This window comes from Thermoplasmata archaeon, from assembly GCA_015063285.1.
Classification (GTDB): Archaea; Thermoplasmatota; Thermoplasmata; order Methanomassiliicoccales; family Methanomethylophilaceae; genus Methanoprimaticola.
Window position 1 is genome coordinate 194,818 of record SUST01000002.1, and the last position, 20,997, is coordinate 215,814.

Here is a 20,997-nt window from a genome sequence, read left to right on the forward strand (position 1 = left end):
TATGGAGAGCAAGCACCGTTCGATGAAAGTAATCGATAAGAAGGACAGAAGACTGGCCTTGGTGATTATAGACGTCCAGAAGAAGTTCATCATAGGTCCTGACGATTCTACTTTGGATTCAGCTGCAGCACACACTCCTCTGATGCAATCGGTTATCGAAAAGTTCAGAGATGCCGGTAGGCCTGTAATCTGGATTTTGTACGAGGGAGAAACATGTTTAGAAGGGATCACTGAGGAAACCTATGAACTCCTTGATGGATTCAGCATTGCTGATTCAGACATAGTCATTGTGAAGCATCACATGAATTCATTCAACGAGACAAATCTTGCTGAGACGATCAAGGCGAATGATTGCGATGCGATGCTTATTATGGGCATGTTCGCTCAGTATTGCGTCATGTCCACATATTGGGCGGCATTCGATAATGGTGTCTCCCCCTATCTCATGAAAGGGGGCCTGCTAAGCACTGAAGAGAAATACTGTGACTTGGCGACCGAGCTGTGCAAATACTATACGCCAGACGAACTAGACGAGAACCTCGTAAAGAATAGGAAGGCGTGAAATCACGCTGTCTTCTTTTTCTTCACTGTGTTGATCTTGATGCTTTCAGCCTTTTTCTTCCCGGCTGACGACTTCGATGGCTCCTTCTTGATCTCGTTGATATTGATGCTTTCCATCTTATCCTTGGCACCGACTGCGACGATGTTGCGGATGGTGGTGTCGCGAGTCTCCCCGAATTTATTCACAGCTTCCCTGGTTTCGGGGGACATGGGGACGGCATCGATGACCGCTTCGAAGAAATGGATGAATTCCAGGCAACCAGTGATGAAATGCTGCTGAACATTGTCGTCACTGATGATCGAGATGATCGTCTCATTGGCTTCCTTCGCTTTGGTCTTGGCCTTTTCCTTTTTATCGTCCAGTTTCTCTTTCTTGGAGGCCTTTTTCTTCTCTTTCGCGTCCTCGTTCAGGATTGCTTCAATGATCTCTCTGTTCTCCAGAATGAATCTTCTGAATTCCTCGGATTTCTCATCTGCCATGGATAATCGATGGTGTTGTTCGTATTTACCGATTTCATTTATTAACTCAAAGGGTGGCCTAAACATCCAATATATATCCTCAAAAGCCACTCACACGTCTGACTGGTATCATGAGCGGGGTTTTCTCTTTCGTAAGGTTCTTTCATCGTAAGGAATGGGCTCTTGCGTTAGTCGTACTGTTCATGATCATACTGGAAGTGTGGTTGGATCTGGAGATCCCCAGTTATATGGCGTCCATTACTGAAGTGATCACCACCGGAGGTACCACGCAGCAGGTGTTGGATGAAGCCATCCCAATGGTCCTGTGTGCAATAGGCAGCATGACTGTTGGTCTCGTCATCAGTGTGACCGTGGGATGGATATCGTCATCGGTGGCCAAGACCATCCGCGAGGCAGAGTTCGACCATATACAGAAGTTCTCCTTCAATGAGATAGACAGGATCTCATCATACAGTCTAATCACTCGTTCCACTAATGATGTTAAACAGATTCAAGATTTCATAGGGACGGCGCTGGAATCTCTGATCAGAGCGCCCATTATCTCCATATGGGCCATCGTCAGGATAAGTCAGAGCGATATCACGTGGACTGCGGCCACCCTGATAGCAGTGACTGCTATGGTCCTGTTAATCATAACTGTAATGCGTCTGACCGCACCTCTTTTCAGGAAGGTGCAGTCCCTTCATGATGGAATCAACGGGATGACAATGGAGATGCTGACCGGACAGAGGGTCATCAGGGCATACAATGCCGACAGTCTGGAAAGGGAGAAGTTCGAGAGGGCCAATGACGCACTCGCGGATAACAACATCCATGCCATGAGGATTATGGCAGTCAACGTTCCCCTCAACGGGTTCATCAGGAACACACTTTCTATGACCATATATTGGCTGGGTGCATTCATCATAATTAGTTCGGATTCAACCGACGACCGTCTCTTACTGTTCTCAGAGATGATCGTATTCTCCACTTATGCTTTGATGGCACTGAACGGTTTCCGTACACTGGTCCAGATATTCAACGCCTTCCCGCGTGCCCAGGCATCACTGGAGCGTATCTTCGAGGTCTTGGAGACCGAACCGACGATAATATCCGGTACGGAGAAAGAAGGTGACGGATCCGGGTCCATCTCGTTCAAGGATGTCTCGTTCCGTTATGCCGGTTCACCGGCAGATACGGTTAGGGATGTGACTTTCGATGTCAATCCCGGTGAGACGGTAGCGATCATAGGGGCTACCGGATGCGGAAAGACCACTCTCGTGGATTTGATTCCGAGATTCTATGATGCGATCGAGGGGACGGTGTTCATAGATGGCGTGGATGTTAAAGGATATGATCTGGATTCATTGAGGTCCAAGATAGGTTTCGTCTCTCAGAGGGCGACAATTCTATCCGGTAATGTGAGGGACAATGTGAACTATGGTCTGGGTTCTGAGGGAAGGAATGATGATGACATATGGGATGCATTGAAGGTAGCATGCATAGACGGATTCGTTGAATCCGAAGGAGGATTGGATATAAACCTGTCTGAGGAAGGGAGGAACATATCCGGAGGGCAGAAGCAGAGATTCTCTATCGCCAGAGCGGTCTGCAAGAATCCAGAGATCTATGTATTCGACGACTGTTTCTCAGCCATAGACTTCCGTACGGATCTGGAGGTTCGCAGAAGGCTCAAGGCACGTACCAAAGATTCCACAGTCATATTGGTCACGCAGAGGATAGGTACCGCCAGAGGCGCGGACAGGATCCTAGTGATGGATGACGGAAGAATAGTAGATAGCGGAACTCACTTAGAACTGTTGGAAAAGTGTGAGATTTACAGAGAGATAGCCGAATCCCAAAGGACGGGTGATGAGCTATGACCGGAGCACCCAGGCTTCACGGAGGCTATTACCGCGGTGTGGTGATCAGCGATAATCCAAAATCTACCAGAGAAGCTTGGAGCACGATATTCCGCTACCTGTACCGTTTCAGAGCCTTGTTCATACTGGCGATGGTAATGATTGCCGTGGAATCCATTCTAACGGCGGTCGTCCCCGAATTCATAGGCGCCATGACCGACATAATATCTGATGGACTCTATGATGGCAATATCGACCTGGCTGCGGTCACGTCTAATGGTCTGATTGCATTATCTCTCTACGGGATAGCGACATTGGCCATGTATCTCCGTCAGTATTGGATGACGGGAATAGCTCAGAATGTGGCCCGCAAGATGAGGTCTGACCTGCAGATCAAACTGGACCGTCTGCCGATGAGTTTCTTCGACAACTGTAAGAAGGGAGATGTCATGAGCAGATTCATCAATGATACCGATACGATCGGTACTTCTTTGGCCAGGGGTCTGCCGATATTCACCCATGGCATCCTGATATTCATCGTATTGGTGGTAGTGATGCTCATAATGGACGTCACACTAGCTGTGGTCTCTATGGTCTCATGCGGTGCCGGGATGTTAGTGGCAACGGTTGTCGTTGGTCGTACCCAAAAGTACTATCGTAATCAGCAGAAGAACATCGGCAGGATGTACGGGCTGATATCAGAGCTGTACACCACCCATGATGTGGTCCTGGCCTATTCAGCTTCCGAGAAGAACAAAGGGAAGTTCGATCAGATCAATGAGGAATTGCGTGCTAGCGGATTCCGTTCCGAGGTCACAATGGGACTTCTTCCAGCGATAATGAAGTTCTTCGGCAATCTGGGGTATGTGGCAGTATGTATAGTCGGTTCGATAATGGTAATAGAAGGACATATGACTATCGGAATGGTGGTTTCGTTCATATTCTACGTGAAACTGTTCTCCGGGCCACTTGATATGATATCTCATTCTCTTGGTAACATACAGGCGGCCGGTGCCGGTGCCGAAAGAATAGCGGACTTCCTTTCTCTGGGAGAAATGTCCCCTGAAATCGAAGTAAGTAAGCTTGAAGAGGTCAAAGGCAGGGTGGAATTCAGGAACGTCCATTTCGGATATGTCGAAGGTGCCGAAACCATCAAGGGATTCTCCGCTACTGTGGAACCAGGACAGAAGGTTGCCATAGTAGGCGAGACCGGTGCTGGAAAGACCACCACAGTGAATCTACTGATGAGGTTCTATGAGGTGAGCGACGGAGAGATCCTCATAGACGGGACCCCGATTTCCGAAATGTCAAGGAAGGATCTTCGCGATATGTTCTGCATGGTCCTACAGGATACATGGCTGTTCGAAGGGACAATCAGAGAAAACATCGCATACTGCAGGGACGTATCGGATGAGGATGTTAAGGAGGCATGCAGGAAGGTCGGGCTGGAGATGTTTATCGAATCCCTCCCTGATGGATTGGACACTCACATAGGAGCTAAGACTTCGCTCTCTGAGGGTCAGAGACAGCAGATATGTATCGCTAGAGCTCTGGTGGACGATTCGCCGATGTTGATATTAGATGAAGCGACCAGTTCAGTCGACACCCGTACCGAGGTGATCATTCAGAACGCCATAGACTCCATGATGGCTGGGAGGACATGTTTCGTGATCGCACACAGGCTTTCAACAGTTCGCAATGCCGACGTCATTCTGGTCATGAAGGACGGTAATATCGTGGAGAAGGGAACGCATGATGAGCTTTTGGGTAGAGGCGGAGTGTATGCCGATCTCTATCGCTCACAGTTCGAATCGAGCGAATGACTATCATAGACGACAAAGTAGTGACCGGAATCGGAGCTGGTTCGAGTTCAGTCGAGAAGGCTCTTTCCAGCTTCGCGCACACGGGCCAGCATATCAGGGTTGTCCTGAGGGGCCCCATCCTCGTTGACGCTGTGCAGGAAAATGGACGTTTCGAAGTTCCTGCGAGTCAGGATCCTCTGCAAACGTTCGGCTGTAGGTTGTGCAACCTTTCTAGGGGCTTTCGACGAGGCTATGACCAAAGCCTTCCTTCTCGGCGGATCAGGCTGTTCCGTGTACAGCTTGAATGTTCTGTCCTCGTACATGTGATAGAGGCCGGTCGCTCTTCCGAAATAGACCGGTGTCGCCACAATCAGGGCATCGCAGTCCCTCACATCCTCCAGCACCGGGACCAGGTCATCCTTAAGAGGACATGGTCTCCCCTTCTTGCAGTTATGGCAGCCTTGGCAGTCTCTGAAACTGAGCTCGTTCAGGAAATGAACGTGCCGGTCGGCATCCTCGATGGCATTCGCCGCTTCTATCGCTAAGGTGGATGTGCTTCCTTTGCGGGATGGGCTTGATAGGATGACGCAGACCTTTCTCGGCATGATTCGGTCCAATCATCCAACTTATAAACTGTTTTTCTTTGCAAACTCTATATCGATCAGACCTGATAGGGATTAAATCTTCTCTGCAATATACCTGAATGTGGATGAGATCATTCTTGACATGTTCCAAAGCGCTGCGTTGGGCGCTCTGGTGTTGGTAATCGGCGTATTCCTCGTGAATCACGTCGCATTCTTCAGGAAGTACTGCATCCCATCCGCAGTCGTCGGAGGCCTGATCTTTTCCGTCATCATGCTTCTGCTCTATGAGGGGGCAGGTGTCGAGATTGTCTTCGAAGATACCTTCAAGAACAACTGTATGAACCTGTTCTTCTGCTCCATCGGTTTCATGGCGTCGGTATCCATGATCAAGGCAGGGGGTAAGATGGTCCTGATAGTCGGCGGTCTTATCGGAGCCCTGATCATCATCCAGAACATTGTAGGGATGGCATCGGTGACCCTTTTCGGATTGGAGCCCGGATATGGTCTGGCTTTGGGTTCCATTTCATTGGCCGGAGGACACGGAACGGCGGCCGCTTATGGAGAAATCCTTGTGGAGGACTATGGGCTGGTAGGTGCCGACGTCATAGCCGTGGCTTCTGCTACAGTAGGGCTTGCGATCGCAGGATTGTTGGGAGGACCTTTGGCCAGACGTCTCATCTCAAAACACAGTCTCAAATCCGATGAGGTGGAGCCTGAAGAGGTCAAGGAAAAGGCAGACGTCATGAATAAGGACAGTTTGCTCATGGCGATGATCCTTCTCGCCGTCTGTATCGGTTTAGGGATGGTATTGGACCAAATATTTACCGACATCGGGGTCGTTTTCCCCTCCTATTTCGGCGGGCTCATTCTTGCGATAATTGTCAGGAACATAGCGGATATGAAAGGATACGAGCTGCCAGTGAAAGAGATTGAGACAATCGGCTGGCTCGGGCTTTGTCTGTTCCTTTCGATGGCATTGATGGGCATTAAGCTATGGCAGATAGCAGGCCTGGCGGGAGCGATGATAGCTACTCTGGTCATTCAGACCGTAATCATAATCCTTTTCGCATACTATGTCGTGTTCAGATTCGCCGGAAGGGATTATGAGGCGTCAGCCATAACAGCAGGTTTCGTTGGTTTCGGTATCGGTGCGACACCGAACGCGGTCGCGAATGTCGAGGCAATAAAGAAAGAGTATGGTCCGGCCCAGATTGCAACATTCGTGATTCCATTGGTCGGCGGTGTGGTATTGGACATCATCAACGTGACCGTTCTGACAATCACATTGAATCTGTTGTGAATTAGTGTGGTTGCACTCGAAAACACATCTGGACGAAGAAGAATGAGTGCAGCCGCCGGGATTCGAACCCGGGCAATGAGCTTGGAAGGCTCAGATCCTAACCAGCTAGATCACAGCTGCACTGAAACTCCGTTATTGGAGGGAACTATATAAGCCTATCCAAGACCTCGTTGATGATCCTGGATTCTCCAACACCAGCAGCGTAAAACCAGTTATAAAGAGAAGAAAAAGGCCGGGGAGATATCGCATCATGTCTCATTCTGCCACTCTTCTCGCCATTGATTAATAAAAGGAAAGACATTTGTGGACCATGGAGAATCTGCCTGTTTTTGCTAGCTCTGATGAGTACCGTCTTTGGAAGGTACTCAACGGAAAGGTTCCCGAGAACAGGTTGGAATCAATCACAGCCAAGATCCTCTCATCGGATGGTTTCATACACCCTGCCATTCTCACTAGTCTGATGGATGCTCTTTCCAAGGATCAGAAGAAGGTTCCCACTGATACGCTGATATCCCTGGCATCGAAATCGCGTCCTCAGGACAGTTCCCCGACAGTAAGGGCCACCGAGATCCTCATAGACCAAGGCGAGACGAAGGCCGCAGCAGAACTCCTATCAAGGAACAAGTCAAAGGACCGTTTCTCCATCTATCTTGCGGAGGCCAAGCTGTATCATGGAGACGGGGACAAGTTCAAATCCGTGGAAAGCGCCAAGAAAGCGTTGGATATCGACCCTGCCAACAGAGAGATCTACAGTATCCTGAAGGAAGACGATCCCTACGGCCCTTGGGAGGATATGGAATCGGTATATGATGCAAGGGAGCAACTGGAGTCGAAGACCCCGGTGGACGAGAAGTACAAGGAGCTCTATCTGATATACAAGAATTGGCATAGAGGCAACAAGGATTCAGCTACTAATAGGCTGATCAATTCTGAACATTACAAGAATGGGGAATGGGAGTTCCTGCTGGTCTCCGCCAGGACATCAGCGGACGAGGATGATTGGCGCTCCGCCAAGATGGTTTATGATAAGATCGGCAGCAAGGCCCCCACCTATGTGCGTCTTGAGGCAGCCGAGGCATTCATAGCCGGTCATGAGCCCGATGAGGCATTGAACATCTATGATGAGTTGGACCTTTCCATCGTAAGGGTACTCCAAGGGAGGATAATGGCGTATGCCCACATGGGCTCGGATAAGGACCTGATGAACGCCATCTACGATTATCTGGACAATGAGAACTCCGGTTCCCAGGATTATTCGGAGATCATCGATATGCTTGTGAACAACGGTTCCCTGGAAGATGCGAAGTATCTCCTGAACCGCATGTCTCATTCGAACAAGAAGGATCCTAACTATCAGGTATCCAAATCGAAGTATCTTTTGAAGAGAGGCGATGTCCGCGGGGCATCCAAGACTGCCAGGACAGCTGTGATATTCGCTAAGAACGAACCCTCAGTAAGGGTGCTGGCAGCGAGGATGAGGTTCATCAACAACGATGTGAAGGGGGCTGAGAAGGAATGCGACAAGCTCCTTTCAGAGGACCCGAAGTACTTCGAGGCGCTGGTCCTGAAGAAGGACATAATGGTCAGCAGGCAGGACATCCAGGGTGCATTGGATGTCTGCAGAAGGATCCTGGACATAGAGCCTAACGATATCCCGACCATGTTCACCCTTTCCACCGCGCTCAGCGGAACAGGCGACATGAGCGGGGCAATGATGACCCTGAGGAACGTGCTGCGTCTGGAGCCGTCCAGAGAGAACGTGCTCAATGTCGTGGGTTCCATGATAGAGGAGGGCATGTACAGGGAGGCCATGTTCCTCTGTTACGATCTTGAGAGGGATACCGCTCCTGATCCGATGATCAGGAGGCTGAGAGGCAATGCAGAATATGCCCTGGGCGAATACATGAAGGCATCAGTTTCTTATGCTGCAGCTGCGGAGCTGGCCCCTCATGACCCTGTCATTTGGCATTCGAAAGGAATGGCCGACGAGGCCAGAGGAGACCTTGATTCCGCAGAGGCGTCCTACAACAGGGCGGTAACGCTGGACCTCAACGAATCCCAGTATTGGATATCCAAGGCTTCGATACAGGAGAAGATGGAGGATCTCTACGGTGCGATAGATTCCCTGAACCGTGCGATTGAGCTAGATCCGGATTCCATTTATGCAATGGTCCGCAAAGCGGTGATCCTGGAGAAGAGCGGAAAATACAAGGAGGCGCTGTATTTCGTCGACATGTGTGCCGTTACAGAGCCGTCCAACGCCGATGTCGCATTGATGAAGGCCAGGATACTGAGGGAATCTGGTGCCGCAGAGAGTGCCCTGAAGAAGGCCAAGGATGTTTACGATAAGACAAAGTCGGAAGAATCCGCGTTGGAAGTAGCATCATGCTGTCTGGCCTTGCGCAAGAGGGCAGAGGCTCTGGATGTGGTCAGCGAGGCGTTGACCAAGTACCCTGATTCCGCACGCCTTAGGGTAGCCATGGATTCGATCCATGAAGGTTCAGCAGAGTTAGAGGATCAGACAGAAACGTTACCGGAGACGGCAGAGGAGGATCCGGCTGCAATCAAGGCCATAGCGGAATCCATGATGGCCATGGGAGATTATAGGAGCGCTCTCAGACAGATCGACCGTGCGATCTCCCTTGAAGGAGACGATGTTTCGTACACATGTCTGAAGGCGGAGATTCTTATACGTCTCGGCGAGTTCAGCAACGCCCAGAATCTGGTCAGCGATGCATTGAAGGACAATCCCAAGAGCGGTGTTCTGCATGAATCCTTGGGTGACGTCAAGATGGCCAAATCCGAATACAGAGGAGCGCTTCAGGAATACGAGAAGGCGATAACCCTCGGACTGAACCTTCCTTCGGTATTGGCGAAGAAAGGGGATGCGCAGCAGGGGTTGGGCTATTACGACAGGTCCATCGACAGCTACACTATGGCCGTTGCCAGGGATACTGAAAACATACCTCTACATTACGAACTCGCTTTCAAACTATATGAGAGAGGTTACATGGCCCGTGCCGAGAAGGAGGCCAAGGAGATTCTGCAGCAGGCTCCAGATGATGCCCGCACGATCATACTTTTCGCAAAGATCGAGAGGGAATCCCGTAAGGACCTTGGAATCTTGGATGCCTATAAGATGTTCAAGGCCAGCAACATCAAGGACAAGGACGCCATCAGAGAGATGGTCGAGGTCCTGAACAGTGCGGGACACGACGAGGAGGCCAGGAACCTCATAAGGGATGAGCCCGAGAAGTTCGAGGATACGAGGATCAAGAGATCCGCAGAGAAGGTTCTGCGCCGCGCATACGTATCCAGGACCGCTCCGGATGATGAGGATCTTCTCCTGTCATTGGGGTTCGAGGGCGGAGATCTGGAGGAAATCCAGGAATACATCCGCAAAGAGGCCCCGTACGGTGAAATCGTACCTGGTTCTCCCGAATTCCAGAAGATGGAGCATGCTTCGAACGACATCATCATGAGGATGAGCTGGAAGGATCTGGAGACCAAACCAAAACTGCCGTTGGACAGGGTGTATGTATCGGGTTCGTTCAAGGATGTGGATGAGGCCAAGCGTCTTATTTCCTACGTCTACAAGGCGATGAATGCGAAGGTCATCCGCGACGAGTCGATGAAGATAGTTCTGGACAGGGTACAGGGGACCAGTATCTACGAGATAATGAGGGCATGCAAGGTCGGTGTATACCAGGCCAGGCAGATACAGCTGCTGACCGGTGTGGATCAGTAATCTCTCATCTCGGACTTCATGAATTCTCTGAGAAGGCAGGTGGCGTAGTTCCCTTTAGGGAGTGAGAAGTTAAGTTTGTATCCTTCCTCAGTCATCTCATAACCGATTTCCTTGAGAGGACAGAGTATCTCCCTTCTGCTGCCCTTGGAGGTGCATCTCTGGAGTCCGGGGATGATGAAATCCTCGTGACTCAGTTTGTTCTCTTCGATGACCTTCCTCTCGATCTCACCCATCTCTCCTTCCGCCAGCTCTCCGTCCGAACCGAAGAGGGTGATGGTGACGAAAGCCCTTCCTGCCCTGACCTGTCTGGTCACCAGGTCGATGTTCTTCGAGGTTGTGAGTATCGGGTTCTCATGCTGAGGGATCTTGTTCGCATCCAGAGGGATGACGATGTCTCCTTCGACAGGCATATTCAGCGGGAGTCCCGCATCCATACGCCTGCTCAGCATCTCGTTGAAAAGCCATGATTGGTACGCGTGGACGAACATCATCTGCAGATTCGCAGGGACGATGTCAATGGCCCCGATCCAATTCTCGGGATCCTTCATAAGCACTCCGACCATCATCCTTTCGAAGGCCATCGCCGGAGGTATGGAATGGAATATCTTGTCCCATTCGGAAACATCTGTGGAGGCCAGTTCCTGTCTCTTCAGACGGAGCCTTTCCTCCTCCTCGTCTGTTGTGAATGTTATATATGTCATCGCAGCGCCCTTAATGTCGCCGCGGACGAGCCTTTCACCGACAAGATGGGTGACCGGCCTCACTGCACCGAATCTCTGTACTCCGAAATAGTTGGGGAATCCCCCGGTCTTCTTTATTATGCCGATATCCTGGTCGACAGTATCTTTGATCAGGGAAGGTTCCATGGTGCAGTCTTTGATCGTTATTTCGAACTCGTTCCCGACAAGGTCGCCGATGTCTATGCCTCTGGCGCCCCTGTAGATATCTTTGATCTCCAAATCCTTGAGGTCGACCTTTTTCCAAAGGTCCTCTGTGCCGTAGACGGACATCAGCTGCGTGGTGACCGCTCTTTTGTCCTTGGTTCCTGCGAAACCGATACGGTCTCTGGACACGCCCATGCTGCGGGACATGAGCCTGACCATACGGTTGGTCTCCCAATTTCTTGCAGTAACGGTAGCGATAGAATAATCCCCGTTGTCTTTCTGCCTAGGTGGGCTGGAGATCTCTCTGACTATGAAATCCTCTGGAAGTGTCTTCAGATGGCCACCGGTGCCGTCTGTGTCGCACAGGTAGTTGTGCATTCCGATGCCTGTCTCGGCCGTTATGCACTTGCGATACATCAGTATCAGCTGGAGTAGTATTTGGATACCGATTCCGCCGCCTTCTCGATCGCCTTGGCGGGGTCTCCCTTGGTGACCTCGACATAGAGTGCACGGTCGATGAGTTCGGGGTGCTGATCGATATATCTGACGAGTTTGACGTTCGAATCCTCGTTCAATGCCTTGATCATAGGGGTGATAAGGGTCATGTTAGGATCCTTGAACCCGATCTTGATGGAGGTCTTTGTCTTCTCGATGAGATAAGTCTGCATAGTCAATGGCATCATCACGGCTTATTTATATTTTATAGGAGAAAATGCGACATCACGAGCACGGTGTCCGTTACCGTCCTCATCTCCTTTGCTTCATCTATCGATGCCCAGATGAATCTTTCATTTTCCTCGTTCAGTATTACTTCCTGATTCCCAGCATCGAAATGGAACGGGTACACTTTGAACAGCGTCTTGCCCTCACGAACGTATAAGGGATCCATCGTTCCGAGCGGTTTCCCGACTTCGATTGCTGTTTCCTCGAATATCTCTCTGCGTGCCGCATCTTCTGGAGACTCCCCAGGCTCGATCTTTCCTGCTACCAAGGACCAGTATCCGGGGAAGGAGTGGTTCCTCTCCGGACGTTTCTCCAATACACATTTGCCGTCTTTGGAAACTACGGAAGAGACGACCTCTTTGTAGTCGATGCCTTCGATATCGACGGTTCCCGCGGTCGCATTGATATTGACGATGTCCCCATCCTCGAACAGTCTGACCGATGGGATCTGGTCTACCATGGGTATCGATGATATCACCGCACCGGTGGCCACAATTGTCTCGGCAGCCTCATTGATCACGGCCGCAGGTTCCTTGCCGTGGACCATCAGGTCGTACATGACATATGAACCGACCGTGCTCCCCTTTCCTTTGGGGAAGACCAGGATCTTTCCGGCCACATTGCCTTCTCTGACCCTCAGATCCCCAGTGGAACCGTCCACTCCTCCGAGGAAGCTCAGAGGTTCATCGAGTTTGATCACCTCTCCTCTGGCCTTTCCATTAGATATGCTGCGCCCCTGGAAGATCACAGTACCAACTCCATTAGGGCTGAGATGTCCCTGCACATGGCTTTTTGCGAGCAAAGTGTTGGAAGATAGTTTCCGGCCTTGGCCGAATTGGTGGCGGTCCTCTCGAATGTTCCCTCTATCGGTGCAACCACCATGCATGTGTCCGCCAACACAGGTCCGAACCTCTCCATGATCTTGACATCCTCCGCACATTTCTCCCTGATCTCGGTAGAGGTGCAGAACCATACCTCGATGTCCTTGTTCTTCTTCTCCTTGTCTTTGAGGAAAGAGGCGATCTGATGCATCTCCTTCTCGGTGAGATGGGGGCATCCGATCGCTATCAGCTGGACATCCTCGGTCTTGTTAAGTTTGGAGTAAGCGGCCTCTAATTCCTGCTTGCCGATGTGGATGACCTCCAGGTCGGATACGTCGAAGTTCCCTGCTTCGGGGGTAACCCCGTCCACATGGTAGAGTGCTATGGATCCTGATGCAGCCATGGCCGCACACAGCGCCTTGGCCTCCTCCACTTCGGGAGAGATGTTCTTGAAGAACGGCACGCCAGAGCCGATGGCCATTCCAACGGCTTGGCCCAGTAAGGAGTATGAGAAGATAGAACCGTCTATATCTGCATCTATCACCACTGTCGGTTTCCTTTTCTCGTCGAGGTGTAGACCATAATTCGCCGTCTTTCCGAGGATAGCCGCAGCTAGGGCTCCAGGCCCTCCTTCTCTGTTGGTCCTTGCCCCGATATATGAGTTGACGAAACTCAAGGCAGAGGATTCGGACCAGGCTACGTGATCGCCCATCGAGGGCACATTGGGGCCTACATACGGTGTGCAGGAACAGGTCTTCTTGATTCCCATCTGGCCGTAAAGGTCGATGATCCTGAGTTGCTTCTGAGCGAATTCTTCGGAGATGTGCATCTCCTTCCACCTGTTCCTATCCATGCCGACAGGGTTCAGCGTGGATGGCACCGATACGGTGGCGCCTCCTCCGACCAGGTCCTCCAGGTATTTGAGCCCGCCATCGCCGATGGTCTTGTATGATGCTCCGGACAGGTGTGCGGATGTGATATCGATGAGGCTGTCAGCCCCGTAGATCTTTCCCAGGGCAGTGACCAATTCCATGGCCTTCTGTCTGCCTTCTCCCTGTTCTCCGTTTAGAATCGCTTCCTCTTCCCTTGTGAGGTCCATGGGACTCAATGGCGGTTTGATTTAAAATGGGATACGGTCGAATCCATGTAGGTCAAAAAGAAATACTACATCGGGGTAGACGGGGTCATGATAACAGGCATTTTCGAGGCGGCTATGCTGGTGTGCTTCGCTGCATCCTGGCCTTTCAATCTGAGGAAGGCGTTCCGCGCACGCACCAACGTCGGTACGAGCATACTGTTCATGAGCATAGTGCTGGTGGGCTATATCTGCGGAGTTATAAACAAGCTGATTAACGACGATATATCTTATGTTCTGGCGTTCTATCTGTTGGACATAGCTTTGGTATCCACAGGCGTCCTTATTTACATAAGGAATAAGAAGTACGATTCAGTGAGTTCTAAAACGTTGGAGTGAGTAAGGGATACTTTTATTATGGACACTAGTTTACTCGCCTTCTAATGCAATCCTTAGAGCAATTGACTTCTATGGCTGAAGCGGGGGACGTGCAGTCCCGCTTCAAGCTTGGGCAGATCTTTGCACTCGGAGAGGGGGCGGAGCAGAACGATGCTACCGCTTTCGATTGGTATCTCAAGGCAGCGAAAGGAGGGAACACTCTGGCTGCTGTCGTCGTAGGTATCTGTTACAGCAACGGCATTGTTGTTGCAAAGGATGAGGAAGAGGCCGCCATGTGGTTCTTCCGTGCTTCTCTGAAAGGCAATCTGGATGCTTATCTGGTTCTGTTCAACTACTACAAAACGCACGAAACGCCCGAAGACGGTGCGGTTTTCGAATATTACTTAAAGAGATCGGAGGACGATGCGGATGCTGCATTCATTCTCGGAAAACTCTACGAACTCGGAGTCGGAGGCGGATTTGATCCTGTCAAGGCATATGAATCCTACAAGAAATCCGAGTCCATGGGGGATCTAGACGGTTCCTGCCAGGTCGCAATATGTGTCCTCAACGGTACCGGAGTAAAAAGGGATCGCGTGGAGGGTGCAAAGCTGCTCCAGGCGCTCGTAGATAAGAAATTCGTGCCTGCGTACCTAGCATTGGCGAAATGCTATGAGTACGGATTCGGCGTGGAGCGCGATCATAAGAAGACATTCGCTCTATATGACGAAGCGGCGGATCTGGGATCCGTCGATGCCATGTACAACCTCGGAAGGTGCTACATGGACGGAATCGGAGTGGCCAAAGACGGCAATTATTCCAATTCCTGGTATTATGTCGCGGCTACCAGAGGTTCCCGCGAAGGATTATACGGCATGGCCAGATGCTATTTGGGCGGTGTCGGCGAGGATAAGAACAGGGACAAAGGTATCCAGTATCTGGAGAGGGCCGCATCCATGGGGCAGACCGATGCTATGATCATGCTCGGACAGCTTTATGCGAAGGGCAAACAGGTCCCCAAGAACACCAAGCTCTCGGCAGAATGGTTCAAGATAGCGGCAGACCTCGGTGACGGATATGCCCAGTTGATCACCGGAGACAATTATGCTGAAGGTATCGGATTCAGAAAGGATGCTAAGACTGCTCTCGAGTATTATATGAAATCAGCGGCGCATGGAAACACCATCGCATGCTACAACATCGGAACGGCATATGCTCTCGGAAGAGGTGTGGAGAAGAATAACGAACTGTCCTTCGAATGGTTGAACCGTGCTGCGGAGGATAACTTCATGAAGGCCATGTTCTCGGTCGCTGAAGCCTATTCCAAGGGAAGAGGAACCGCAAAGGACTCCGAGAAAGCGTTTGAGCTCCACAAGAAACTTGCAGACAATGGGTTCGGAAAATCCCAATACCATGTCGCATACGCCTACTTCGAGGGTGTTGGAACCGATAAGAACGATAAACTCGCATTCGAGTGGTTCAGCAAGGGTGCCGAGACTGGAAACGTCCTCTGCCAATACTACACTGGATACTGCTACGCCAACGGAATCGGAACCAAGTCCGATGAGAAGAAGGCGCTCATTTGGTATACGCGTGCGGCAGAGCAGGGACATGTTGTCTCAAGAGAGATCGTAGAGGGGGCCACAGGCAAGAAGATAGAACTCAAGGGAGATGAATCTCCGTTCCAGTCCTATCTGTTCTCTGCCAACAACGGCGATCCCGATGCGATGTTCATTGTTGGACGCTGTTATCTCGACGGAGTCGGAACTGAGAAGGATCCTGCCGAGGCCAAGAGGTGGTTCAACAAAGGTGCCGCAGGCGGCAACCTCGCATCCAAGAGAGCGCTCCTCCAGATGAGGAACGCTGGTCTCTGAAAACTATTGGGGGTCTACCCCCATTTTTTATTGATTTTTGTGCTTTAGAGTCAAACGAACGGCTTGCCTTTGAGACAATAATGCACGTAGATATTAGTTTAGTAATCATTGAAGAAGAGATGAGTGGTCCCGCTGAGATTTGAACTCAGGACCTTCCGGTTATCAGCCGGACGCTCAAACCGTGCTAAGCTACGGGACCAACTATACCCCAGGATAGATAGGTGACATATAAAGGTTGTTGATTGGATGTCGTCCAAGATACGGATTTATATGGAGAATCCGATAAGCTGGCATGGAGCCTTCCTATCAGGAGTCACGTATGATCCTCCCAAAGAATTTGGCGATCCTTCTCGCAGCGATGCTGGTCATAACGTGGGTTGCTATGCTCGTCACCAAATTGGTCTATTATCAGGGCATGTCGATGACGGCCATAATCATCTGCGGGGTCTTCTTTGGAATATGCATCATCGCATGCTTTGCTGCTAGGTTCACCGTGACGGTCTATGACGACAGGCTTGAGATCCTCTATGTGATCAGGAAAACGGTCATCCCCAAATCGGAGATCATAACATTCAGGATCGGCGAACTGAACATCATAAAGAACTATTCCGATTGGACTCTGAAGGGAGTGAAGTACAAGACCTATGCGGCAGTCGGCGAAGACATGGGGATTGGACTCAAGGTGACTGGGAAGAGGGTATTCCACCTATCGTCAAAGGATCCTGAGGCTATAGGTGCACTGCTGCCCAAGGAGGACTGAGGATGCAGGTAACCTTCCACTGGGTAAGGGTGCAGACCTTCTGCTACGCCACTGAGAGGCAGGATCTGCTGGAAGACACATTGAAGGAGCTCTTGGGCGATATCGAGTTCGAAGAGGAGATCACCGAGAGCGAGCATGGGAACACCATGATGATCCTGGAGACCCGTATCACCAAGCAGAGGGAGTTTACGGAACTGTTCTCCAAATTAGGCGACGTCATCCTGGACAGCATACTCGAGGATATCGACAACCGCGTGGATGAGGACGATATGTTCTATCTCCGTCTCGATAAGCAGAAGGCCGTCCAAGGTATCTACGAGATTGCTCATCACGGTGACGTTATCTCCATATTTGGCAAGGTACAGGCCCACCCCGCGAAGAAAGATGTGGCCGTAAAGGTCATGACAGACTTCATTCAGGACATCAAGAAAGCTCGTCCTCGATCGGTTCGTTCTTGACCATCAATGTGCAGTCGATCACACGGTGACCCTTGACAGAATTCACGGTTATCGTGGCATTATCCAATTCGACGACATCTCCCTTGGTAGGTGCCCTTTGAAGCTTATGCATTATGAATCCGGACAGGGACGGGTCATCGTAGCCGTCACGGTCTATGAAGATGCCTACCTTTTCCATAACGTCATCCAGATTGGCCATTCCCTTGACGATGTAACATCCTCCGGTGGATGCGCTCACGTCCTGCTGGACCGCATCGCTCTCATCCCAGATCTCACCTACGAGCTCTTCCAGGAGGTCCTCCATGGTGACTATGCCCTTGGTGCCTCCGTACGAGTCCAGAACGACCGCGAGATGGATCTTGGATTTCTGGAGTTCGCTGAGCGCATCAGCGACGGTGACGGTCTCTGGGATGTATTTCACAGGCATCAGTATGTCATGGATGGAGAACTTGACGCCGAGGGCCTTGTTGGTGAAGTAGGTTTTTGAGTAAGCCACTCCGATGATGTTGTCTATCGTGTCGTCGTACACAGGGATTCTGGAGAAACCGGAACTGACGAACAGTTTTCCGAGATCATCGATGTTCTCATCGACATCTATCGCTACGATATCGACACGGTGGACGTAGACCTCGGACACATGGATGTCGTCCAGCCTCATCGCGTTCTTGATGAGTTCGCTCTCGCTCTTCTCGAGGACCCCGTCCGATTGGATCTCATCGATCATGACTTCCAATTCATCCTCTGTGATGGCAGGTCCGTCGCTGCTCCCTACCAGATTCGCAATCTTGGTGAAGAACCACGACAGGGGTGTGAAGATGATCAGCACCCAGTGTATAGCCGAACATATGCGGATGCAGATCTTCTCAGGGTATTTCTTCGCCAGCGATTTGGGGGTGATCTCGCTGAAGATAAGCAGGGTCACCGTCATAATCACAGTTGATGCCAACGCTCCGGTTTCCGCACCGAGGAATATGGCGAACATCGTCGTGGCGATGGAAGTTGCCGCGATATTGACCAGATTGTTTCCGATCAGTATGGTGGTCAGGAACTTGTCGTAGTTCTCAAGAATACCGATGGCCCTCTCTGCTTTGCGATCCCCCTCATTCGCCATCTTCTTCAACTTGATCTCGCTGACGCTGGTGAAAGCGGTCTCTGACATTGAGAAGAATGCTGATAGGCAAATAAACACAAGAATAGCTATGACATAGCCTATGACTATGGGGTCCATACCTCAGGCACGCATCCTATCCGGGGAATCGCAAAATGTCAATTCTATCCAACCGTTTATTAAACATAAAAGCCCCCTATTTAAAAAGGTTAGGCCCGAGTTTGTCAGTTATTTACTATTCTGTGACCGATTGGGAACAAACGTTAATACCGAACCTGTCCGTTATCGCCGTACATGAAAGCACTGGTTGTCGTCGATTATCAGAACGACCATGTAACAGGCCCGATGGGCGGAAAATTCATACCGATGATCGAGAAGAACATCTGCAAACGTATCGAGGATACAATCAAGATGAGAGGAGATGTCTACTTCGTTCTTGATTCATTCGGGGACAGCATTCTGCACAATGCTGATTCCAGATCCGTTTCCAAGTACTGCATCAGGGGAACGACCGGTGTCGAAGTCTATGGAAAGGTCGGCGATTACCTTCCAAACGGGTTCATCATACGCAAGACATCGCCCGGTTCGGAGGAGCTGATGAAGAAGCTCAGGCTCTATGACGAGATAGAGCTGTGCGGAGTGGAGACCGATGTGGACATACTTGCGAATGCCGTGATCGCCAGGACTGCTAACCCCAGTGCACTGGTGATAATCCGTCAGAACTGTGTAGCGAGCAGGAATTCGGAACTCGCCGAGGAAGCATTGGATATCCTGATAGGGTTGGGTGTCGAGGTGCTTTGATCAATCCGGAAGGTTATCCTTCACATTGTTGATCCTTTTAACGACCTGAATATACTTCTCGTGCTCCAGATCTGCCGCCTTCTTGCAATCCAGATACTGTTCGTGGCAGACTTGTGCCTCCTGCCTCAGCTTATCCGCCTCGTCGAAGAGCTGATGCATCTTCTCGTGGATCAGTTGACCGCTGGTGTTCGCCTTGACCATTTTCTGATGGTAGGTGTCCGCCATCTGTTTCGCACCGTTGATATCCCCTAAGCCTCCGCGTTCGCGCATCGTCTTCGCCTTGTCGTTCCACTCGTCGCGCTTCTGTCTCATCTCCGAGGCTGTGAGATTGTAATCATCCCTCTGTGCCTTGAGCGCCCTGGCCTCGTCCGAGAGCTTTCTTGCCTTGGCCTGGAGTTTGTCGCGTTTCTCAGCTAGAATATCGGCCTGTTGGTGGAATCTGTCCCTCTCCGCCTTGTGGTTGGCGGCCTCCTTGTTGAGTTCTTTAAGAATCTCGTCGAGGGAACGAAGGTCCTGTTCGATGGAATCGGATATCTCACTCATGTCTGCGAAAGGATAATGTGCATCATGGTTATATGCTGAGCGATGACCAACGAGGCATACCGCAAATGCAAGACCTGCAGGTTCTGCAACCACAAGGACGGATTGTGGGTGTGCATAGTCGAGGTCAGGAACACAGAGCCCGAATCAGGTTGCGACAGGTACCGTCCTGGGTGCTGTGAGAATTGTTCTATGTACGACGGAACGGTATGTTCGAGGACAGGGGAGGAGAAGTATGAGCTGGATGTCTGCAGCGAGTACGATCCCTCAGGTTCCCTCTGACATGCGCTGTTTGCGGTTGGACAGTACGTTTGTGACGCTGGTCTTGGCAGTGGAGCTTCCCATCATTACCTTCTTCGCAGAATCGGGTATGCCGAGATAAACGATGTTGTCGCATATCCCCTGGCCAGCACGTAGTTGGGGTCTTACCTTGGAATATGAACCTTGAAGGGATCCTATCTGTTCGTTTAGCATCGAAGTGAGGGAGTATACGTTCTTCAGCCTGAAGTCGCTGGAGTTGGTGAATCCTTTCTCGGGAAGAAGAGGATTGTACGTCCCTTCCTTGAAATCCTCATCCAAGTCATCGATCGCATCCATGAGATACACCACAGTGCCGAGCTGTCTGAAAACATTGTCCAGATTCTCACAGGCGTGCTCTCCGGCTATGTCCCTCAGAGCACCTATCAGACCTTCGCCGAACGTCTTTCCCATAAGTACGGCATCTTTACATCCATCTAGTTCCATCCCATGAAGTCTGGTGAACCCTTCGCCTACCATCCTGTCGTATTCAGGATATGCTTCGACAGCTTTGTCTATGGCTCCCTTCAGCATGGCTGAGGCACCTTTGGACTTGATCGAAGGCCTGTCGGTCTCATCATCGCGGAGCTCCCATTTGGTCAGGATGAGGGTGTATGCAGCCATTTTTCTTAGAAGATCTGAATCTGCCTTAGGTTTGTCCAGGAAACATAATCTTCTATGAGTACCCTCGAAGTCCAGAACATCTCCAGCAATCCCGTTCAGGAGGATGGTGTTGAAGGTCATGTCGTAGTTGACGGTGAGGGTGCTCCGGAGACCGAACCCCTGTTTCAACTGGTGGCATCCCTCGCAGTAATACCTCCGGTAGACCCTATTGTCGGCCGGCGACAATCTGTTGTAATAAGGCAGGGTGTACCCGAGCATGCACTGCCATGGAAGACAAACGATAAAAACTGATGTCCAGTCGCGTTAAGTCGCAGTTCCGTTTAGTCTAAATTTATATA

At 50.7% G+C, this 20,997-nt stretch carries 20 protein-coding genes and 2 tRNA genes; 11 read left to right on the top strand and 11 right to left on the bottom strand.

The genetic code is table 11. From position 1 onward, the window contains the following. Position 1: 1 nt before the first annotated feature. Complete coding sequence (locus tag E7Z62_02315) at positions 2-562, top strand: isochorismatase family protein (protein ID MBE6521950.1); 561 nt, start codon at positions 2-4, stop codon at positions 560-562. Positions 563-564: 2 nt separating this feature from the next. Here the strand turns inward: E7Z62_02315 and E7Z62_02320 are convergent, their stop codons facing one another. Beyond that, on the bottom strand, positions 565-1,041 hold the full coding sequence (locus E7Z62_02320) for a hypothetical protein (protein MBE6521951.1): 477 nt from the start codon (positions 1,039-1,041) through the stop codon (positions 565-567). A gap of 110 nt (positions 1,042-1,151) precedes the next feature. Between E7Z62_02320 and E7Z62_02325 the strand changes: the two genes are divergently transcribed. Then, positions 1,152-2,903, top strand: a complete 1,752-nt coding sequence (locus tag E7Z62_02325; protein ID MBE6521952.1) for an ABC transporter ATP-binding protein — start codon at positions 1,152-1,154, stop codon at positions 2,901-2,903. Further along, a complete protein-coding gene (locus E7Z62_02330; GenBank protein MBE6521953.1) occupies positions 2,900-4,705 on the top strand; it encodes an ABC transporter ATP-binding protein in 1,806 nt (601 codons plus the stop codon). Before E7Z62_02325 ends, E7Z62_02330 begins: the two co-directional genes overlap by 4 nt. A 47-nt stretch (positions 4,706-4,752) precedes the next feature. Here E7Z62_02330 and E7Z62_02335 read toward each other — a convergent pair whose 3' ends face one another. Then, positions 4,753-5,289, bottom strand: a complete 537-nt coding sequence (locus tag E7Z62_02335; GenBank protein ID MBE6521954.1) for a flavodoxin family protein — start codon at positions 5,287-5,289, stop codon at positions 4,753-4,755. 100 nt (positions 5,290-5,389) lie between these two features. Here E7Z62_02335 and gltS point away from each other — a divergent pair, with 100 nt between their 5' ends. Beyond that, on the top strand, positions 5,390-6,568 hold the full coding sequence (gltS, locus tag E7Z62_02340; GenBank protein MBE6521955.1) for a sodium/glutamate symporter: 1,179 nt from the start codon (positions 5,390-5,392) through the stop codon (positions 6,566-6,568). Between the two features lie 47 nt (positions 6,569-6,615). Here gltS and E7Z62_02345 read toward each other — a convergent pair. Then, a tRNA-Gly gene (locus E7Z62_02345) sits at positions 6,616-6,688 on the bottom strand. A gap of 190 nt (positions 6,689-6,878) precedes the next feature. Here E7Z62_02345 and E7Z62_02350 point away from each other — a divergent pair. Further along, complete coding sequence (locus tag E7Z62_02350; protein MBE6521956.1) at positions 6,879-10,316, top strand: tetratricopeptide repeat protein; 3,438 nt, start codon at positions 6,879-6,881, stop codon at positions 10,314-10,316. Here E7Z62_02350 and truD read toward each other — a convergent pair. The 4 genes from truD to E7Z62_02370 are packed head-to-tail and all read right to left on the bottom strand — an operon-like array spanning position 10,310 to position 13,843. Beyond that, on the bottom strand, positions 10,310-11,620 hold the full coding sequence (gene truD, locus E7Z62_02355) for a tRNA pseudouridine(13) synthase TruD (GenBank protein MBE6521957.1): 1,311 nt from the start codon (positions 11,618-11,620) through the stop codon (positions 10,310-10,312). The genes E7Z62_02350 and truD overlap by 7 nt on opposite strands. Positions 11,621-11,622: 2 nt before the next feature. Then, entirely contained in the window at positions 11,623-11,883 is a 261-nt protein-coding gene (locus E7Z62_02360; GenBank protein ID MBE6521958.1) for a DNA-directed RNA polymerase subunit L, read from the bottom strand. Positions 11,884-11,900: 17 nt separating this feature from the next. Continuing rightward, on the bottom strand, positions 11,901-12,671 hold the full coding sequence (locus E7Z62_02365) for a DUF126 domain-containing protein (GenBank protein ID MBE6521959.1): 771 nt from the start codon (positions 12,669-12,671) through the stop codon (positions 11,901-11,903). Then, entirely contained in the window at positions 12,668-13,843 is a 1,176-nt protein-coding gene (locus E7Z62_02370; protein ID MBE6521960.1) for a DUF521 domain-containing protein, read from the bottom strand. Before E7Z62_02370 ends, E7Z62_02365 begins: the two co-directional genes overlap by 4 nt. 87 nt (positions 13,844-13,930) lie before the next feature. Here E7Z62_02370 and E7Z62_02375 point away from each other — a divergent pair, with 87 nt between their 5' ends. Together E7Z62_02375 and E7Z62_02380 are read left to right on the top strand one after the other, a co-directional pair. Continuing rightward, entirely contained in the window at positions 13,931-14,218 is a 288-nt protein-coding gene (locus tag E7Z62_02375; protein ID MBE6521961.1) for a hypothetical protein, read from the top strand. 44 nt (positions 14,219-14,262) lie between these two features. Continuing rightward, positions 14,263-16,071 carry an SEL1-like repeat protein gene (locus E7Z62_02380; protein ID MBE6521962.1) on the top strand — a complete coding sequence of 603 codons (1,809 nt, stop codon included), beginning with the start codon at positions 14,263-14,265 and terminating at the stop codon, positions 16,069-16,071. A gap of 124 nt (positions 16,072-16,195) precedes the next feature. Here E7Z62_02380 and E7Z62_02385 read toward each other — a convergent pair. Further along, positions 16,196-16,270 (bottom strand) — tRNA-Ile (locus E7Z62_02385). Between the two features lie 93 nt (positions 16,271-16,363). On the opposite strand from E7Z62_02385, the gene E7Z62_02390 reads away from it, so the two are divergent. Both E7Z62_02390 and E7Z62_02395 read left to right on the top strand, forming a co-directional pair. Next, positions 16,364-16,831: a hypothetical protein gene (locus E7Z62_02390; GenBank protein ID MBE6521963.1), complete on the top strand. Its 468-nt coding sequence runs from the start codon at positions 16,364-16,366 to the stop codon at positions 16,829-16,831. Positions 16,832-16,833: 2 nt separating this feature from the next. Next, positions 16,834-17,289: an exosome protein gene (locus tag E7Z62_02395; GenBank protein MBE6521964.1), complete on the top strand. Its 456-nt coding sequence runs from the start codon at positions 16,834-16,836 to the stop codon at positions 17,287-17,289. Here E7Z62_02395 and E7Z62_02400 read toward each other — a convergent pair. Next, entirely contained in the window at positions 17,255-18,517 is a 1,263-nt protein-coding gene (locus E7Z62_02400; GenBank protein MBE6521965.1) for an HlyC/CorC family transporter, read from the bottom strand. The two genes, E7Z62_02395 and E7Z62_02400, sit on opposite strands and share 35 nt — an antisense overlap. Before the next feature lie 174 nt (positions 18,518-18,691). Between E7Z62_02400 and E7Z62_02405 the strand changes: the two genes are divergently transcribed. Beyond that, a complete protein-coding gene (locus E7Z62_02405) occupies positions 18,692-19,198 on the top strand; it encodes a cysteine hydrolase (GenBank protein MBE6521966.1) in 507 nt (168 codons plus the stop codon). On the opposite strand, the gene E7Z62_02410 is transcribed toward E7Z62_02405, so the two are convergent. Next, positions 19,199-19,741, bottom strand: coding sequence for a hypothetical protein (locus E7Z62_02410; protein ID MBE6521967.1), 543 nt, complete (start codon positions 19,739-19,741; stop codon positions 19,199-19,201). A 42-nt stretch (positions 19,742-19,783) separates the two neighbouring features. On the opposite strand from E7Z62_02410, the gene E7Z62_02415 reads away from it, so the two are divergent. Further along, positions 19,784-20,020 (top strand): hypothetical protein, encoded by a 237-nt coding sequence (locus E7Z62_02415; GenBank protein MBE6521968.1) that lies wholly within the window; start codon positions 19,784-19,786, stop codon positions 20,018-20,020. On the opposite strand, the gene E7Z62_02420 is transcribed toward E7Z62_02415, so the two are convergent. Further along, on the bottom strand, positions 20,006-20,917 hold the full coding sequence (locus E7Z62_02420) for a hypothetical protein (protein MBE6521969.1): 912 nt from the start codon (positions 20,915-20,917) through the stop codon (positions 20,006-20,008). The genes E7Z62_02415 and E7Z62_02420 overlap by 15 nt on opposite strands. Between the last annotated feature and the right edge of the window lie 80 nt (positions 20,918-20,997).

Coding starts and splice junctions, on each gene's coding strand:
- E7Z62_02375 (MBE6521961.1), top strand. CDS start 13,931: ATGATAACAGGCATTTTCGAGGCGGCTATGCTGGTGTGCTTCGCTGCA.
- E7Z62_02325 (MBE6521952.1), top strand. CDS start 1,152: ATGAGCGGGGTTTTCTCTTTCGTAAGGTTCTTTCATCGTAAGGAATGG.
- E7Z62_02395 (MBE6521964.1), top strand. CDS start 16,834: ATGCAGGTAACCTTCCACTGGGTAAGGGTGCAGACCTTCTGCTACGCC.
- E7Z62_02360 (MBE6521958.1), bottom strand. CDS start 11,883: ATGATGCCATTGACTATGCAGACTTATCTCATCGAGAAGACAAAGACC.
- E7Z62_02315 (MBE6521950.1), top strand. CDS start 2: ATGGAGAGCAAGCACCGTTCGATGAAAGTAATCGATAAGAAGGACAGA.
- E7Z62_02390 (MBE6521963.1), top strand. CDS start 16,364: ATGGAGCCTTCCTATCAGGAGTCACGTATGATCCTCCCAAAGAATTTG.
- E7Z62_02380 (MBE6521962.1), top strand. CDS start 14,263: ATGCAATCCTTAGAGCAATTGACTTCTATGGCTGAAGCGGGGGACGTG.
- E7Z62_02350 (MBE6521956.1), top strand. CDS start 6,879: ATGGAGAATCTGCCTGTTTTTGCTAGCTCTGATGAGTACCGTCTTTGG.
- E7Z62_02405 (MBE6521966.1), top strand. CDS start 18,692: ATGAAAGCACTGGTTGTCGTCGATTATCAGAACGACCATGTAACAGGC.
- E7Z62_02335 (MBE6521954.1), bottom strand. CDS start 5,289: ATGCCGAGAAAGGTCTGCGTCATCCTATCAAGCCCATCCCGCAAAGGA.
- E7Z62_02320 (MBE6521951.1), bottom strand. CDS start 1,041: ATGGCAGATGAGAAATCCGAGGAATTCAGAAGATTCATTCTGGAGAAC.
- E7Z62_02415 (MBE6521968.1), top strand. CDS start 19,784: ATGACCAACGAGGCATACCGCAAATGCAAGACCTGCAGGTTCTGCAAC.
- E7Z62_02330 (MBE6521953.1), top strand. CDS start 2,900: ATGACCGGAGCACCCAGGCTTCACGGAGGCTATTACCGCGGTGTGGTG.
- E7Z62_02400 (MBE6521965.1), bottom strand. CDS start 18,517: ATGGACCCCATAGTCATAGGCTATGTCATAGCTATTCTTGTGTTTATT.
- E7Z62_02370 (MBE6521960.1), bottom strand. CDS start 13,843: ATGGACCTCACAAGGGAAGAGGAAGCGATTCTAAACGGAGAACAGGGA.
- E7Z62_02420 (MBE6521969.1), bottom strand. CDS start 20,917: ATGCTCGGGTACACCCTGCCTTATTACAACAGATTGTCGCCGGCCGAC.
- E7Z62_02410 (MBE6521967.1), bottom strand. CDS start 19,741: ATGAGTGAGATATCCGATTCCATCGAACAGGACCTTCGTTCCCTCGAC.